Source organism: Algoriphagus lutimaris (assembly GCF_017051705.1).
Classification (GTDB): Bacteria; Bacteroidota; Bacteroidia; order Cytophagales; family Cyclobacteriaceae; genus Algoriphagus; species Algoriphagus lutimaris.
The window spans coordinates 852,235-868,923 of the sequence record NZ_JAFIDJ010000002.1 but is presented as its reverse complement, the minus strand read 5'-3'; the positions used below and the strand labels follow the sequence as shown (position 1 = coordinate 868,923).

At 38.6% G+C, this 16,689-nt stretch carries 12 protein-coding genes; 9 read left to right on the top strand and 3 right to left on the bottom strand.

Annotated features, from left to right (window positions below; translation table 11 throughout):
• Positions 1–44 precede the first annotated feature (44 nt).
• Positions 45–1,286: an alkaline phosphatase family protein gene (locus JYB62_RS14335; RefSeq protein ID WP_205646104.1), complete on the top strand. Its 1,242-nt coding sequence runs from the start codon at positions 45–47 to the stop codon at positions 1,284–1,286.
• Positions 1,287–1,351: 65 nt separating this feature from the next.
• The gene (gene betA, locus JYB62_RS14330; RefSeq protein ID WP_205646103.1) at positions 1,352–3,019 is read left to right on the top strand and encodes a choline dehydrogenase; all 1,668 of its coding nucleotides are present in this window, start codon (positions 1,352–1,354) and stop codon (positions 3,017–3,019) included.
• 46 nt (positions 3,020–3,065) lie between these two features.
• Here betA and JYB62_RS14325 read toward each other — a convergent pair whose 3' ends face one another.
• Both JYB62_RS14325 and JYB62_RS14320 read right to left on the bottom strand, forming a co-directional pair.
• On the bottom strand, positions 3,066–4,556 hold the full coding sequence (locus JYB62_RS14325) for a BCCT family transporter (protein ID WP_205646647.1): 1,491 nt from the start codon (positions 4,554–4,556) through the stop codon (positions 3,066–3,068).
• A gap of 340 nt (positions 4,557–4,896) precedes the next feature.
• Positions 4,897–7,335, bottom strand: coding sequence for a S9 family peptidase (locus JYB62_RS14320; protein WP_205646102.1), 2,439 nt, complete (start codon positions 7,333–7,335; stop codon positions 4,897–4,899).
• 454 nt (positions 7,336–7,789) lie between these two features.
• On the opposite strand from JYB62_RS14320, the gene JYB62_RS14315 reads away from it, so the two are divergent.
• The 7 genes from JYB62_RS14315 to JYB62_RS14285 all read left to right on the top strand — a co-directional run bounded on the left by JYB62_RS14315 (position 7,790) and on the right by JYB62_RS14285 (position 16,191).
• Positions 7,790–9,373 carry an arylsulfatase gene (locus JYB62_RS14315; RefSeq protein ID WP_205646101.1) on the top strand — a complete coding sequence of 528 codons (1,584 nt, stop codon included), beginning with the start codon at positions 7,790–7,792 and terminating at the stop codon, positions 9,371–9,373.
• Between the two features lie 297 nt (positions 9,374–9,670).
• Positions 9,671–10,462 carry a hypothetical protein gene (locus tag JYB62_RS14310; protein WP_205646100.1) on the top strand — a complete coding sequence of 264 codons (792 nt, stop codon included), beginning with the start codon at positions 9,671–9,673 and terminating at the stop codon, positions 10,460–10,462.
• 116 nt (positions 10,463–10,578) lie between these two features.
• On the top strand, positions 10,579–11,742 hold the full coding sequence (locus tag JYB62_RS14305; protein WP_205646099.1) for a helix-turn-helix domain-containing protein: 1,164 nt from the start codon (positions 10,579–10,581) through the stop codon (positions 11,740–11,742).
• 342 nt (positions 11,743–12,084) lie between these two features.
• On the top strand, positions 12,085–13,641 hold the full coding sequence (locus tag JYB62_RS14300) for an arylsulfatase (RefSeq protein ID WP_205646098.1): 1,557 nt from the start codon (positions 12,085–12,087) through the stop codon (positions 13,639–13,641).
• Positions 13,642–13,698: 57 nt separating this feature from the next.
• Positions 13,699–14,721, top strand: coding sequence for an HAD family hydrolase (locus JYB62_RS14295; protein WP_205646097.1), 1,023 nt, complete (start codon positions 13,699–13,701; stop codon positions 14,719–14,721).
• 172 nt (positions 14,722–14,893) lie between these two features.
• Positions 14,894–15,613 (top strand): outer membrane beta-barrel protein, encoded by a 720-nt coding sequence (locus JYB62_RS14290; protein WP_205646096.1) that lies wholly within the window; start codon positions 14,894–14,896, stop codon positions 15,611–15,613.
• Positions 15,614–15,687: 74 nt separating this feature from the next.
• Positions 15,688–16,191 carry a hypothetical protein gene (locus JYB62_RS14285; RefSeq protein WP_205646095.1) on the top strand — a complete coding sequence of 168 codons (504 nt, stop codon included), beginning with the start codon at positions 15,688–15,690 and terminating at the stop codon, positions 16,189–16,191.
• Between the two features lie 6 nt (positions 16,192–16,197).
• Here JYB62_RS14285 and JYB62_RS14280 read toward each other — a convergent pair whose 3' ends face one another.
• Positions 16,198–16,641 carry a DoxX family protein gene (locus JYB62_RS14280; RefSeq protein WP_205646094.1) on the bottom strand — a complete coding sequence of 148 codons (444 nt, stop codon included), beginning with the start codon at positions 16,639–16,641 and terminating at the stop codon, positions 16,198–16,200.
• Positions 16,642–16,689 lie beyond the last annotated feature (48 nt).

Here is a 16,689-nt window from a genome sequence, read left to right as displayed (position 1 = left end):
AGCCCGGTAAATGTGCCGGGCTTCCTCCATTTATAATAACTACAATGAAAAACCTATTTGTAGCTGTATGCCTCGTATTGGTGGCATTACAATCTTGTACTACCGAAGAGAAAAATCAACCAACTGCTAAAAAAGCCATATTTGTAATCTTAGACGGCATTCCTGATGATGTTCTGGATACGGTTCCTACCCCAAATTTGGATAAAATCATAGCTGAAGGAGGAATAACCAAAGCAATGATGGGTGGTGAAAAAGATGGTTACAGCCAAACACCCACCATTTCAGCTGTAGGTTACAATACGGTGCTTACCGGAGTTTGGGCAAACAAACACAATGTTTGGGGGAATTCTATTAAAGATCCGAATTATCATTACCCCACGTTATTTAGGGTACTCAAGAATAACAACCCTGAAAAAAAGAATGCTATTTATTCTACTTGGTTAGACAACAGAACCAAATTGGTGGGAGATGGTCTTCCCCAAACTGGTAATTTGACCGTTGATTATCATTTTGATGGTTTGGAAATAGATACCGTCAGTTATCCTCATGATGAAGAACGAACCTATATTCATTTGATCGATGAAGAGGTTTCAAAAAAAGCGGCAGAGGAAATATTAGAAAAATCACCAGATCTAACCTGGATGTACTTGGAGTTTACTGATGATATGTCTCATAAGTTCGGCAATAGCCCACAGTTTGTTGACGCCATCCAAAAGGCAGATATCCAAGTAGGAAGAGTCTGGGATGCAATCAAAAAACGAGAATCTAAGTATAATGAAGATTGGCTAATTGTCATTACCACAGACCACGGTAGAGAGGATAGTGGATATGGTCATGGTGGTCAAAGTGAGCGTGAGAGAAGTGTTTGGATTGCTACTAATTATCCAGAGACCAATGCTCATTTTAATGAAGTAGGCGCTACTGTAGATATTTTCCCATCCATCGTCAACTTCTTGGATCTTGAAATCCCTAAGGAACATGCAATGGAGTTGGATGGTGTTCCATTTATTGGGCAGGTGGATGTGAGTAATTTCAAAGCGGTTGAAAAAGGAGAACAAATTCATTTGACATGGAATTCGCTTTCTAAAACAGGGACAGGAAAAGTTTGGATTAGTACTACCAATCATTTTAAAATGGGTGGAACTGATGACTACCAGTCTATAGGAGAGGTAAATCTCTCTGATGAAAAATTCACATTTTCCCCGGAAAATTCAGATTCAGAATACTATAAAATAGTCTTGGAAACCCCTTCAGGCTATTTAAATTATTGGATTACAGAGGAGTAAATTAGAGTTGAACTAGGAGATGCAAGGACCCTAGTAGGTTTAATAACCTCAAAATATTGATTACTATGAAGTACGATTATATAATTGTTGGAGGCGGTTCTGCTGGTGCTGTCCTTACCAACAGACTAAGTCAAGACCCCTCAAAAGAAGTGTTGGTACTAGAAGCTGGAAAACCAGATTATACCCTGGATTTTAGAATTCATATGCCTGCAGCACTCACCTACCTTTTAACGGGGACCCATTACAATTGGGGTTATTCTTCAGACCCGGAGCCTTATATGAATAACCGCAGAATTGCCCAGCCACGCGGGAAAGTTTTGGGGGGATCTTCCTGTATCAATGGGATGATTTGGATCCGTGGTAATGCCATGGATTTCAATAAATGGTCTCAGGATAAAGGCTTGGAAGATTGGGATTATGCTCATTGTCTTCCCTATTTTAAAAGAGTGGAGGAGCGATTGATTGGAGGGGACGATTACCGAGGGGACAAAGGAAACTTGAAGTTGACTACTCCCAAGTGTAATAATCCGTTGTTTGATGCCTTTTTTAATTCAGTTAAGGAAGCAGGATATCCTTTGACAGATGATGTGAATGGATACCAACAAGAAGGTTTCGGGAAGTTTGATCAGACCATATACAAGTCTAGAAGATTGAATGCTGCCCGTGCCTATATTCATCCAATAAAACACCGAAAGAATCTTCATGTAGAAACCTCAGCCATGGTGATGAGGATTCTTTTTGAAGGGAAAAAAGCGGTTGGGGTAGAATATCAAAAAGGAGGAAACGTCAAGCAAGTATATGCCAAGGAAATCATTTGTTGTGGAGGGGCGATCAATACGCCTCAATTACTTCAGCTTTCAGGAGTAGGAAATGCCCCACATTTGAAAAGTTTGGGAATCCCAGTGGTGCATGATTTGCCAGGAGTAGGAGAAGATCTTCAGGATCATTTGGAAGTATATGTTCAGTGGGCCTGTAAAAAGCCGGTTAGTTTATTTCCAGCTTTGAGCCCCTGGAGAGCACCAAAAATCGGGTTCGACTGGTTATTCAGGAGAAAAGGACTAGGAGCTTCCAATCATTTTGAGGCAGGAGGATTTATCCGAAGCAATGACACTGTAGAATATCCAAATTTACAATTCCACTTTTTGCCTTTGGCAATCCGCTACGATGGTTCTGCCCCAAAGGAGGGACATGGATTTCAGCTTCACGTGGGTCCAATGAACACGGATGTGAGAGGAAGAGTGAAAATTAAATCAGCAGATCCAAAAGACTACCCGAGTATTCTTTTCAATTACCTGTCCACAGAAAAAGAGCGTAAAGAGTGGGTGGAAGCCATTCGCTTGTCGCGAAAAATTATTGAGACAAATGCCATGGGTGAATTGAGAGGGGAGGAACTTTCCCCTGGTAAGGATGTCCAGACGGATGAAGAGATTTTGGACTTCGTAGCCAAAGAAGGTGAAAGTGCCTATCATCCATGTTCGACTTGTAGAATGGGTGTGGGCCCAATGGATGTAACCGACCCTAAAACCATGAAAGTACATGGAGTGGAAAACCTCAGAATAGTGGATGCTTCTGTATTCCCTTATGTTACCAATGGAAATATTTATTCTCCTGTGATGATGGTGGCTGAAAAAGCTGCTGACATTATTTTGGGAAATGCTCCTCTGCCAGCTGAAAATGTTCCTTATTATAAAATAGAAATGCCTGATTCAAAAAAAGAGGCTGTCACCAAATAGTAAAACTTCGGTCAACAGCCCTTTCTATAAAAGCCACGAATAATTCCTATTCGTGGCTTTCTTTATGTTCTACTCTATATTTTTTGAGTGCTTTAAAGATTGAATAGCAAACTACTAGCATCAATATACATACGGGTAATCCAGTAACTAGAGAACCAGTTTGAAGGGCAATCAATCCTCCTCCCAACACTAATACTGAAGCTACTGCCCCTTCGATTAATGCCCAGAAAATTCGTAGTTTGACAGGGGTGTCATCTCTTCCACCACTGGTGATAAAGTCGATTACCAATGATCCACTATCGGAAGAAGTAACAAAGAAAATAACTCCGGCAAGTACCACAAAAAAGATACTTAGGTAAGGAAGAGGGTATAATTCAAGTAGTGAATATAGACCTGTGTTGATATTTTCCTGAACTGCTTCACTTATTCCTCCTGGCCCGAATAATTCCACATAAAAAGCAGTATTTCCAAAGATGGAAATCCATATGATACTAGCTGCTGTAGGACCAAGTAATACTCCCATCATGAATTCGCGAATCGTTCTACCTCTTGAAATCCTTGCAATAAATAGTCCCACGAATGGAGCCCAGGCGAACCACCAAGCCCAATAAAAAAAGGTCCAGCTATCCATCCAATGCGTTCCCCGATAAACTTCCATCCAAGTCGCAGTACCGATAAGGCTTTGAATATAAGAGCCGGTACTCTGAACAGTCGAGCCAAGGATAAATAAGGTGGGTCCTACGATGATCATAAAAGCCATTAGGGTAATCGCCATAATAGATGCTATTTTACTAAGGACTTGAATTCCATTATGTAAACCTGAAACCACTGAAGCGGTGGCACAAATAGTGATGATTCCTATCAGGATTACTTGAACATTGGCACTGATAGGGATATTGAATAGGTATTCCATACCAGAATTGATATGTTGAATTCCTAATCCTAGGGTAGTGGCCAGACCAAACATGGTAGCAACTACGGCCATGGTATCAATGAAATGACCAATTGGACCTTTCAGCCGATCCCCTAATAATGGATATAAAATCCAACGCACTCCAAGAGGAAGTCCTTTATTGTATTTGAAAAAAGCGATGGATAATCCCATTAAAGCATATACACCCCAGCCGTGGAGGCCCCAATGCAAATAGGATAAGTTGAGGGCATTTTTAGCAGCGGTCAAAGTTCCCGCTTCCCCATAAGGAGGATTTGAAAAGTGACTAACCGGTTCAGCTACTGCATAAAACATCAAAACCAATCCTATACCTGCATTGAAAAGCATACTTAACCATGCCCAGGTACTGAATTCGGGTTTGGCGTCCTTCCCTCCAAGACGGATGGTTTTATATCTGCTAAACCCAAGGTAAATACAGAAAATCAGAATAACATTTACAGCTAGGACGTAAAGCCAACCAAACCTTGTAGAAATGTAGGATTGTGCAGATTCAAATAAATCTCCTACGGATTCTTGGAAGATCAAGGTGAGTGTAACAAATAAAACAATCAAGCCAGCGGAGGGAAAAAAAACCCAGGGTTGAATGCTCTTTAAAAAGGGAACTTGGGTACTTTTAGAATCTTTGATAACTAAGGGTGTTTTTTTGGCTAATTTAACCCATTTATCGGGCTTAGGGAAATATATGGGACGGTATATCCACTGTTTTTGTAAATCCTTATTTAAGAGGCAAATACGTATGAAAAAAGGCTTCTTATCCTAGGTTTTTTCTCACTTTTTTAGGATAATTTTAGGCTGTTTTTTTTGGAAAAAAAAGAACCCTTTTGAGAACTAATTTGTGTTTAAAATGCAGCTGTTTTATTTGGTTAAAATAAAGAAGGCCTTGGTTTTACCAAAGCCTCTTTTGTCTTCGAAGAAAAGGGAATTTTTAATCGGTTCCTTTCTGGATTTCATTCTTGTTTTTTACATACTTTTCCAGCCAGGTGTCCATCTCCCAAAGGGTATGCAATATGGATTCTTCTGCTGCATAACCATGGCTTTCATTGGGTAAAAAAACCAATCTAGCAGTCGCTCCATGGCCTTTTAAGGCATTGTAATAGCGTTCTGATTGGATGGGGAAAGTTCCGGAATTATTATCCGCCTGTCCATGAATCAACAAAATTGGGGTTTCTACTTTGTGAGCAAAAGAGAATGGGGACATATTGAAATATACCTCAGGTGCTTCCCAATAGGTGCGTTGTTCATATTGGAATCCAAATGGGGTCAAGGTTCGGTTGTATGCCCCGCTTCTGGCAATTCCTGCTGCAAACAGATTGGTATGAGAAAGTAAATTGGCGGTCATAAATGCCCCATAAGAGTGTCCTCCCACTGCAATTCGGTCCCGATCACCAATCCCTAATTCTACAATATGGTCAATGGCCGCTTCTGCATTGGCTACCAACTGCTCCACAAAATAATCATTCGGTTCTTGATCTCCCTCTCCTACAATCGGCATTTCGGTACGGTCCATGATCGCATATCCTCGGGTCACCCAATACAAAGGGGAGCCCCAACTCAATCTAGTAAAAGCGTATTTTGAACCACGAACCTGAGCTGCAACTTCCTTGGACTTATATTCTCTTGGATAAGCCCACATCAAAACTGGTAGCGGACCATCTTTTGCCGGATCATATCCTGCTGGAGTATAAATGACTGCAGAAAGATTCAATCCGTCCTTTCGTTTGTAAGTTACCAATTGTTTTTGTATTCCCTTTAAAGACTCATACGGATGTTCAAAATTTGTCAATTGCATCGGAGCAATTCTCTTTCTTGTATTGACCAACCAATAGTTTGGCTGAATATCTGTACTTTCTTTCAGGGTGATAAATTCTGTTCCGTTGTCATCTAAAACCTTAACAACTCGTTCATAATAAGGAGCTTGTGATCTCCATAAGATTTCCTGCTCTTTCGTTTTGGTATTAAATGTGGAGAGAAAAGGCATATTTCCGTCAGGAGAACCTCCTTGGCTAGTCATGAAGACCAAATCGCCATTTCTAAGAAGTACATTCCTTCCAAATTCATTTTCGGTGAAAAGCGGATCTCCAGGGTCATTGTATAAATCATCAGAAGATCGATCAATGATCACTCTTTTTTCCTGGGAAGGATCAGATGGATTGATTACCGACCTAACTTCTTTTCTAGCTTGTGACCATCGTTCGTTCATGATGGCAAAGTTGTCATCAGACCATGCGATTCCGGCAAATCTATAGGAGCTACTGGCCAGTTTTTTCTTGTTGCTAGTAAATGGAGCTTCTAGGGAGTAGATGATTTCTCTTTCCTCCATCTCTACCCTGGCATCACCACCATCTTGTGCTTCCACCCAATAGAGGGTGGCAGGTTTATCAGCTCTCCAGCTAATATTTCTGGGACCAGTAACAGTAGCATCAAAGCCTGTGGGACGGTTTTCATCCAATGGAATTTCCGCAAGGGTTTTCATTTTATTACCCTCTTTTGACCAGATTTCCACATCATATGGGAATCGATAAGCTGGAACTAAATAGGAAAAAGGTTTTTTGATCAAGTCTACTAAAATATAGGATCCGTCAGGGGAAAGATCCACTGATTTTATCATTCCAGGGCTTCCGATTGCATTTTTTGTACCATTCAAATCCACCAACATCAATTGAGAATCCATGAAATAAGCAAATAAAGCCTCATCATATGGGTCTGATAACAAGTCTTGATAGGTTCTGCTTGGAGCTGCTTCTCCGGTAGTTTCTTGAATAATAGGGCCTGCAGGAGCAGCAGGTCTTTGAGGCATCGTACCTCTACTAGGGTTGGCTGCTTTGATCAATAATTTATTTTCAGGAGTCCAAATCACTGAATTGCCCATCACATCATTAATGATAGGATCCGTTAATTTTTTTGCGTCAAAAGTGCTTAAATCTACTACCCAAAGGCTGATCCCGGTTGCTTCAGTTTGGGTAAATGCTAGGTATTTTTCATCATGAGAAACTCTAAAGTCACTCATATTAGGTTGAGATGGAAGTCCTGTTATTTGCTTTTCTTCTCCTCCTTGGGTCATCTTTATTTTTATTTTTTCGATGCCTCTTCCTCTACTGGGCCCAGAAGTTGCCGGATTAATTCGAAGTCCCGCAATTTTCAATTCTGGTTGGGAAAGCGATTCAATGCTAGGGTTATCGGCACTTTCCAATAACAGCATCCAATCCCCATTTTTACTAAAATTTACCGAAGGAGTATTAGGCGCATTTACCAAGTCAGCAATTGACTTTGGTGGTTTCTGGTAGCCTGTTTGTGCCTGAGAATCAGGGATTCCTAGCCAGACAACTAGCGCAAGTAGTATACAGATTGTAAAATTTTTGTTCATAACGGTAAGGTTTAATTTTCGCTAATTAAAATAACCCCTTTCGATCGATTTTGACTTCAAAAATAAGATCAATGGTAGGTATCTGGGTTTAATAGTCTGAATTTAAAGTATACGTTTAAGAATATGCCTATTTGGGCAGGTACTGTGAATCAATTGATCTAAAATAACATTTGTTTGAGAAGATTGTTAAATAGGCAATAATCAAACGAATAGAAAGAATCTGTATTAATTAGTTAATGATTTGTCAGGCTTTTTTTGACCCTTTGATTAAAGTCTTTTAAAATTTAAATATCATCCTTTCAAGCTGTGTTTTAAACCAATGGAGCTTGATTAATTTTTATTGTAATCAATAAAGGTTGAATTTTGAGTAGAAAAAATTGTCAAAAAAACATATTAATTTTAACGATGACTTAAACTTTTTTTAGTCCGAAATCTTACCTTAAATATATAATAAATGAAGAAAGTAAATTCTATTTTTCTATGGACTTTGAACCTCTTCTTATTGGGGCCATGCCTGGTGTGGGCTCAAGATAAGCCGAATATTTTGGTGATCTGGGGGGACGATATAGGTTGGCAAAATGTAAGTGCATATGGAATGGGTACAATGGGATATACCACACCCAATATTGATCGAATTGGAATGGAGGGTATTCGATTTACAGATCACTATGCTCAACCAAGTTGTACAGCAGGAAGAGCTTCATTTATTACAGGTCAATATCCTATAAGATCAGGAATGACTACGGTAGGTCAGCCTGGTGATGCCTTAGGTTTACAAGCTGCATCTCCTAGCCTTGCTAGTTATATGAAAGAAGCAGGTTATGCAACTGGCCATTTTGGTAAAAATCACTTGGGTGATCGAAATGAACATCTTCCAACTGCCCACGGATTCGATGAGTTTTATGGAAATTTGTATCACCTAAATACCCAAGAAGAATCTGAGCAACGAGATTATCAACGATTTGGAAAAGCTTTTTCCGGTGATTTAGAATCGTATGAGAAGAGATTTGGTACAAGAGGTGTCATTCATTCTTGGGCAACTGATCAAATGGATAACTCGGAGGATCCAAGATTTGGAAAAGTGGGAATGCAGCGAATAGAAGATACGGGACCGCTTACTCAGGAAAGAATGAAAAACTTTGATTCTGAAGAGGTAATCCCAATGGCTGAAAATTTTATGAAAAAAGCCAAGGATGAAGATAAGCCATTCTTTGTCTGGTTAAATACCAGTAGGATGCACTTATATACTCGTTTGGATGAAAAATGGAAATATGCTGCGGAGGAATATACCAGTGAAGCTGACATTCATGGTTCAGGAATGTTACAACATGATCATGATATAGGAATGGTGCTTCAATGGTTGGAAGAACAAGGCTTGGCTGAAAACACAATTATCTGGTATTCAACTGATAATGGTCCTGAGCACGCTTCTTGGCCACATGGTGCAACAACTCCTTTCCGTGGTGAGAAAATGACTACTTATGAAGGTGGAGTGCGTGTAATTTCAATGTTAAGATGGCCTGGAGTAATCAAACCGGGACAAAAACTTAATGGCATCCAAAGTCATATGGATATGTTCACCACACTTGCTGCGGCTGCGGGGATAGATAATATTGCAGACAAAGTTATGAGCGAAAAAAAGCAAGTTATTGATGGCGTTAACAATTTAGCGTATTGGAAAGGTGAAACAGATAACTCAGCAAGAAATTCAATTTTCTATTATTATGAGTCGAAACTTACTGCTGTCAGGATGGGACCCTGGAAATTCCATTTCTCAACCAAAGAAGATTATTATGCAAATGTGATTCCTAGGACGGTTCCCTTAGTTTTTAATATTAGAATGGACCCCTTTGAGTCTTATGATAATAAAGATTCGTATGGACATCTTATGCAAAAAGTTTCATGGCTACTTCAACCCATGGGAGTTCTTATGCAGGAACATCTACAATCCCTCGCTGAATATCCCCCAGTTCAGGGAGGTAAAAGTTTTGATATGTCTAATGTGGTAGAAGAGTTTATCAAAAAAAGTAAGCAATAAATATCTTCATGTAAAAGAAATTTTGAATTTGATATGCCCTCAAAAAGTTATTTCTTTTTGGGGGTATTTTTATGAATAGAGAGCACCATTTTTTATCCAGGTACGTGTAAGACCACGGTTAACCCTGAAATTTGCCGAGCTGTTTGAAGTTATATTCCAATTACTGTTTTGAATACCTCAATCTTCTTCAGAAACTGAATTAACCTCCTAATCTTTCCAAGTTTGTTAGATTATAAGCGTAAAAGATTTTAATTATCTAAGATTAAACTATCTTTATTGGTTTAAACCAACATGACAGTGAAGAAGGTTTTTACTCTATGTACTTGCCTATTTTTTTTATACACACTCACGGCTAATGCACAAGATGATGCTGCCGAACTAGCAAAAAAACTTGCAAACCCTATAGCTTCCTTGATATCGGTACCTTTACAGAATAACACTGATTATGGAATAAGTTCTTTTCAAGGGACAAGAAATACACTGAATATTCAGCCAGTAATTCCAGTTTCAGTAAGTAAAAATTGGAATATGATCACTCGGGTGGTGCTACCAATTATTACGCAATACAATATTTCTGCACCGGGGGAAAAACAATCCGGTTTAGGAGATGCGGTAATGTCTGCTTTCTTTTCACCAAAAAACTCCGACAAAGTAACTTGGGGAGTTGGGCCTGCACTGCTTTTGCCTATTGGTACCAATGATTATTTGACCACCAAAAAATTTGGAATGGGCCCAACGGCTGTGGCATTAAAACAAGCCAATGGATGGACGGTTGGTGGATTGATCAATCAACTCTGGTCTGTAGCAGGAAATGAGGACCGCCCTGATGTCAGCCAAATGTTTGTTCAACCTTTTTTGGTGTATAATTGGAAAACCGGGGCAGGAGTTGGAGCCAATATGGAGTGGACACAAAACTGGAAAACCTCATCTTCGACGATTTGGTTGAACCCAACTTTCAGTGCTGTGACTTCACTCGGAAAACAAAAAACACAGTTTGCAGTAGGTCCACGGATAAACCTGGTAGCTCCCGAAGGAGGCAAAGCAGATTGGGGATGGAGAGCGGTGTTAATCTTCCTTTTTCCACAATAGACCGTTGGAATTTATTTTTTTCCTCAAAACAAAAATAAGGTGATTATTATTTATCACTTCATTCTCAAGAAGATAAAGGGTTATATTTAAGTAGCTTAACCTCCTCGCTACCGTATATGTTATTTCTCTTTTGGCCTGGAATGATCATAGGGTTATTGGTATCTATAATCCTGATATTCTTCCCTCGATCGAGGGAAAATGGAAATATTTTGTTAGGGTTTTGTTTACTCACCGTTTGTCATTGCCTCTTAGTTTCTATTCTATATCAAAGTGGAGATATGGTTAATGTACCCCATATTTCAAGAACAGGGAATCTTTCTGCATACCTTGTTGCTCCACTATTTTATCTTTTTGTCAGGTATTTACTTTATCGAGGACCTTTATTTAAAAGCCCGGACCTACTTATTTTTTTACCGTCTCTCCTAAATTTGATTGATTTTTTGCCTTATTATTTACTTTCGGGGGAGGAAAAATCCAGCATTATCCTGGCTCAACAATTAGGAGAGGATCATTTCTTATTTAGCGAAAGCAGCTTTCTTCCTGATAGCTTTCATTTCTACTTTCGGCAGATTTATTTATTGCTTTTTTTGATCTTAAGTATCCGATTGCTGTGGATTAACCGAAATTTAATAAGGAGAGAAGAGGCTAAGGTCAACCGGGATATTAACCGTTACCTTTGGTTTATGGTGGTGACAATGAGCATTTCGATTTTACCTCCATTTTTTAGGGTTATCAATTTGGTAGAAGCATATACCCTGGGGATGCAAGCCCTTACTTTAGCGATCACTCTTATAGGATCAGGAATATTTTTATTCTTCCATCCTTCACTCTTGTATGGTTTTTATTGGGAAAATGAATCCCAAGAAAGGATTGATTTTAAAAAAACCAGTGAAACTAGTGTAAAGGAACTGCAAAGGTTGGAGCGGGAAAACCAAGAGCTTTGTCAAAAATTGAATCATTTGATTCAGGAGGAGAAATTATTTTTAAAGAAGGGTTTTTCCATCAATGATTTGAGTGTAGCATCAGATATTCCCGTTTATAAGATTTCCCCCGCTATCAATGCCTGTTTTCATATGAATTTCAATCAGTGGATCAACCAGTTTAGAATTGAGGAATTTGAACAGTTGATCTTTGAAGGGTACCATGAAAAAATGACCTTAGATGGAATAGCCTCTAAATGCGGATTTTCGAATCGTACTACATTTATATCTTCCTTTAAAAAAGTCAAAGGAATTACACCCAGCCAATATTTGAAAGAGATTCCAGATACAGTCTTCTAATAGTTTTAAGTCATCAAAATTTTACGTTGATTATTATTTATAATTGGATTTGATCCTATATGATAAATATAAATATGGCTGAACTAGTAAAATGTATGGATTTTAGAAGAGTTTTTCTAAGATTTCAGTAAATTAAAAATTGATTTTAGAGAGTAAATACTTATAGGTTAAGATGTTGGAGAATGGATGGGATGTTTTTACGGAGGAAATACCATTTTGTCAATATTAGGCTATTCTTAACAAGCCTATACTTTTAAAAGGACTGAATTTTCATCAAATGGGTGAGATTTGACTTTGATCATGTTTTAGATTTAGAATTTTACTAACCTAACTGTTTTCATTATGAAAAAGATTTATTTAATAGTGGGGATATTTTTATGGACCTCATTAGTTTGGGCTCAGGATAAACCCAATATTCTGGTGATTTGGGGAGATGATATTGGAACATGGAACATCAGCCATAATAACCGCGGCATGATGGGCTATAGGACTCCTAATATTGATCGAATTGCAAGTGAGGGTGTAGGATTTACAGATTATTATGCTCAACAATCATGCACGGCTGGTCGTGCAGCTTTTATTGGAGGAAATGTACCCGTTCGCACAGGAATGACCAAAGTAGGAATGCCAGGAGCTAAGGAAGGATGGCAGATGACGGATATTACCATCGCCACTGTCCTAAAGAACTTGGGGTATTCAACTGGCCAATTTGGGAAGAACCATCAGGGTGACAGAGACGAACATTTGCCAACTATGCATGGCTTTGATGAGTTTTTTGGAAATTTATACCATTTGAATGCGGAAGAAGAACCAGAAAATTTTGATTACCCAACCGATCTTGTCTTGAAAAATGGCAAATCTTTCGGAGAGGTTTATGGACCAAGAGGAGTCATTCATAGTTGGGCCGATGGAAATGGGGGACAAAAAATTGAAGATACTGGGGCTTTGACCAAAAAAAGGATGGAGACCATTGACGATGAAACAATCGCTGCGGCAAAGGAATTTATCAAAAAACAAGTAGATGCAGATAAGCCATTCTTTACATGGTGGAATGCTACTCGGATGCACTTTAGAACGCACGTGAAGGAAGAGAATAGACATCCAGGCAATGATGAATATACAGATGGAATGATTGAGCATGATATGCATGTAGGGCAATTGTTAGATTTATTGGATGAATTGGGAATTGCAGAAAATACCATTGTGTTCTACAGTACAGATAATGGACCTCATTATAACACCTGGCCAGATGCAGGCACTACTCCTTTCCATGGAGAGAAAAATAGCAGTTGGGAAGGAGCATATAGGGTTCCTGCATTTATTAAATGGCCTGGTAAAATACCAGCGGGAAAAACTTTGAATGGTATAGTCTCTCACGAAGATTGGTTACCAACATTTGCTGCCATGGCCGGAGATCCAAATGTGAAAGAAAAAATCATGAATGGAGTAACAATGGGTGGACGAACTTATAAAAATTACATAGATGGAGTGAACCAGCTGGATTATTTGACTGGAAAAGTGGAAGAGTCTCCCAGAGAAGGATTTATTTATGTGGATGATGCGGGGGCTGTAGCAGCTTTAAGGTACCAAGATTGGAAGGCAATGTTTTTAGAGAATAGAGCTGATAGACTTCAAATATGGTTAGAACCTTTTGTAGAATTAAGGGCCCCCTATTTGTTTAACTTAAGAAGAGATCCTTTTGAAAAAGCACTTATTGGTTCAAACACCTATTATGATTGGTATATTGATCGGGCCTTTATTCTTATTGCAATGCAAGGATATGCTTTTAATTTTTTATCTACCTTCCAAGATTATCCTCCAAGTCAGACTGCGGGCGATTGGAGTTTGAGTAAAGTGGAAGAGCAAATAAATAATATGGTCAAATCACATAATAAGTAAGTCAAAGCCGGTCCCAAAAGACCGGCTTTTTAATTCCTATTATTCTCTATGAAACCAATGAACAAGAGTTGTATTTATATCATAATAATCATCAATTTAAGCCTCATTAGTTGTAGAACTAACGAAGAAAGTGACAATAAAAATAATCCGGTTGTTGCTGAAAAGATGGAGTTTCTTGAATCATGGAATGAAGGACCAAGTAAAGCTAGAATTACAGCGTTTGTGGAAAAAACTACAGATTCAACAAGTACTGATTTTATTCCCAAAAATGAGAGGATAGCTGTTTTTGATAATGATGGTACTTTATGGTCTGAAAAGCCGCTCTATTTCCAACTTTTTTACGCGGTGGACTTTATCAAAAAGCATGCAGCTGAACATCCAGAATGGTCAAAAAGTGAAGCTGTTCAGTCAATTCTTAATGACGATTTAAATGGAGCTTTGGCTGGAGGTGAAAAAGCCTTGGCTGAGTTGATGATGGTTTCCCATGCAAATATGACAGAAGATGAGTTCGCAAACTCTGTTCGTGAGTGGTTATCAATGAGTAAGCATCCCATAACAGGTAAACCATTTAACCAAATGATATTTCAACCCATGTTGGAGTTGCTGGATTATTTAAGAGACCATGGCTACAAAACGTTTATTGTGTCAGGCGGAGGGATTGACTTTTTAAGGGTTTGGGCAGAAGAAGCCTATGGCATACCTCCTTATCAGGTGGTAGGTTCCTCCTTAAAAGCCAAATATGAAGAAGTAGATGGGAAACTTCAAATCCTCAAAATACCGGAATTAAACTTTTTTGATGATAAGGGAGGTAAGCCAGTCGGCATACATCAGCATATTGGAATGAAGCCGACTATTGCGGTGGGGAATTCGGATGGGGATTATGAAATGCTGGAATACACAACAAACTCTGATGGCCCAAGATTGGGGATTTATATCCATCATACAGATTCCATTAGAGAGTATGCCTATGACCGGGAATCTTCCATTGGAAAATTGGTCAAAGGCTTAGATGATGCTGAAAAAAACCATTGGTTGGTAGTGGATATGGCAAAAGATTGGGAGTTGATTTACCCAAATTAATTTCACTTACCCTATATGGATATTATCTTAAGAAAGGGAACCTTTTAAACTCATTTCAATGATTTGCCGCACTAAGCTTTTATTTATCTTCCTATTCAGTTTTTATTGAATTTGAATTGTAGGTTTGCAGGCATCAGTAAAAAACAATAGATTGAAATAAATCCCATTGACCATGAAGCTGCGCCCTAATTTCATTTTCACCCTTGTTTTATTCTTTGGAGTAGTAAGCTATTCAAATGCCCAAGTATTAATGAGCTTGATATTTGGAGATAAGTTAAATACAGAGAAAAACGCCTTTGGAATGCATATTGATTACAGCTTTAATGGGATCACGAACATTGAAGATTCTAGAGCATTGGGTTTGGGCTCTTTGAATTTAGGATTGTTTTTTAGTCGAAAATTTGACGATCATTGGGCTTGGAATATGGATTTGCTTGGTAAATATATCAGAGGAGCATCAGAAATTCCAGCTTATTCACTTATGGATCCAGATTTGGATTCTCAATTTTCAAACACTCATTTTGATCGGAAAATCAATTATTTGAGTGCTGCTCCCACCATTCGGTATATGAATGATAAGGGGATGTTTGTAGAGGCTGGTGCTCAGTTTTCCTGGAGAACAAAAAAAGCAAAAGACTATTTTACAAGAAGTGTACCTGATGGAGATTTGGTTCTGGAAGTGGATGTTAAAGATCAGATCAATCAAATTGACGTTTCCTATATTGTAGGGGTTGGAACATTCATCGGGAAGTATAAGGTAGATGCAGTGGGGATCCGATATGTTGGGGGAATAGTTAATGTGATGAAAAACCAAGGGAGTAATAAGCACAGTCAACTTGCCATCTATTATAATCTTCCAATTGGAAGAGGAAAAGCCGGTTTGAAGGATTAAAGTCAGATCGTTGCGATTGACTTAATCGTTTCGTTATTGGGAAAAGTTTTCCTCCTTTCTAAAATTAGAAATCAATGAAGAACGCTAGGGCATTTTTTCTTTTCACAATTCTCTTAGGTTTATTTTCCTGTAAAGAAGACAAAGACATACTACCGCTCAGTCCGCTTGAAGGAATTTGGCAGCGTGCAGTTTATAATTCCGATCAGAAGGTCTTTTTTATTTTCCAATATATTTTTCAGAAAGATGGCACTTTGGAGAAAAGTATTTTGATTAGAGAAAGTGAGACTACCACCATACTTGGTTATTATAGTAATGCAATTGGAACGTACGAACTCCGTGGAGAGTCCTACACAGAGAATATTACCAAGATGTATGAGCTAAAATTGGATGCATACCTCTTGTATGTTCCAAAAGAAAATCTTCAGGAAACGGAGGTTACAGGCACCTACCCCATTACTGGTAGTATGATTTTTTCTTCAAATAACAGATCTTTTGATTTGGTGTATCCTTGCAATGACACTCCTAATGGAAGAGTGAACAGTTGTGTTGGAGCCCTCACCTATAGAAGAGTGGATTAAACGGTATTAGCCATTTGGGTGCTTTTTCATCCAATGATCTACCGAAAATTTTCCTGATCCGAATATTAAAAAGACAATCAGAAGTACCAATACCAAAATGGAGGTTTCAAATTCCAGGTTATTGGAGACTGATAAAAAGCCTTGATTAATATTCACGAACAATACGGCCCCTAAAAGAATTGGGATCTGGAAGGCTATGGCAAATCGGGTGACCAAGCCCATGGCGATCAATATTCCTCCTACCAAATGGGCAAAAGCCACAAAGTGTGCTAATCCTAAATTTACAAATTGTAGATCCGCATTTTTCATGATTTCTAGCAAGGCATCCGTATTTGAAATGAATAAGACCCCTTTATAAAAGATAAATAGGCCTAATACCACTCGTAAAAAATCAATCCATTGTGGATGATGGGCATCTGCCCAATGTTCCATTTTTTGTACAGCATTCATGTTATTTTGGGTTTTGATTATACTCTTTATACGTTGAAATCGAATTAA

What these genes read in the sequence shown, in the direction of transcription:
- JYB62_RS14315 (WP_205646101.1), top strand. Translation starts at nt 7,790, where the DNA reads ATGAAGAAAGTAAATTCTATTTTTCTATGGACTTTGAACCTCTTCTTA.
- JYB62_RS14335 (WP_205646104.1), top strand. Translation starts at nt 45, where the DNA reads ATGAAAAACCTATTTGTAGCTGTATGCCTCGTATTGGTGGCATTACAA.
- JYB62_RS14300 (WP_205646098.1), top strand. Translation starts at nt 12,085, where the DNA reads ATGAAAAAGATTTATTTAATAGTGGGGATATTTTTATGGACCTCATTA.
- JYB62_RS14305 (WP_205646099.1), top strand. Translation starts at nt 10,579, where the DNA reads ATGTTATTTCTCTTTTGGCCTGGAATGATCATAGGGTTATTGGTATCT.
- JYB62_RS14290 (WP_205646096.1), top strand. Translation starts at nt 14,894, where the DNA reads ATGAAGCTGCGCCCTAATTTCATTTTCACCCTTGTTTTATTCTTTGGA.
- betA (WP_205646103.1), top strand. Translation starts at nt 1,352, where the DNA reads ATGAAGTACGATTATATAATTGTTGGAGGCGGTTCTGCTGGTGCTGTC.
- JYB62_RS14280 (WP_205646094.1), bottom strand. Translation starts at nt 16,641, where the DNA reads ATGAATGCTGTACAAAAAATGGAACATTGGGCAGATGCCCATCATCCA.
- JYB62_RS14285 (WP_205646095.1), top strand. Translation starts at nt 15,688, where the DNA reads ATGAAGAACGCTAGGGCATTTTTTCTTTTCACAATTCTCTTAGGTTTA.
- JYB62_RS14295 (WP_205646097.1), top strand. Translation starts at nt 13,699, where the DNA reads ATGAACAAGAGTTGTATTTATATCATAATAATCATCAATTTAAGCCTC.
- JYB62_RS14320 (WP_205646102.1), bottom strand. Translation starts at nt 7,335, where the DNA reads ATGAACAAAAATTTTACAATCTGTATACTACTTGCGCTAGTTGTCTGG.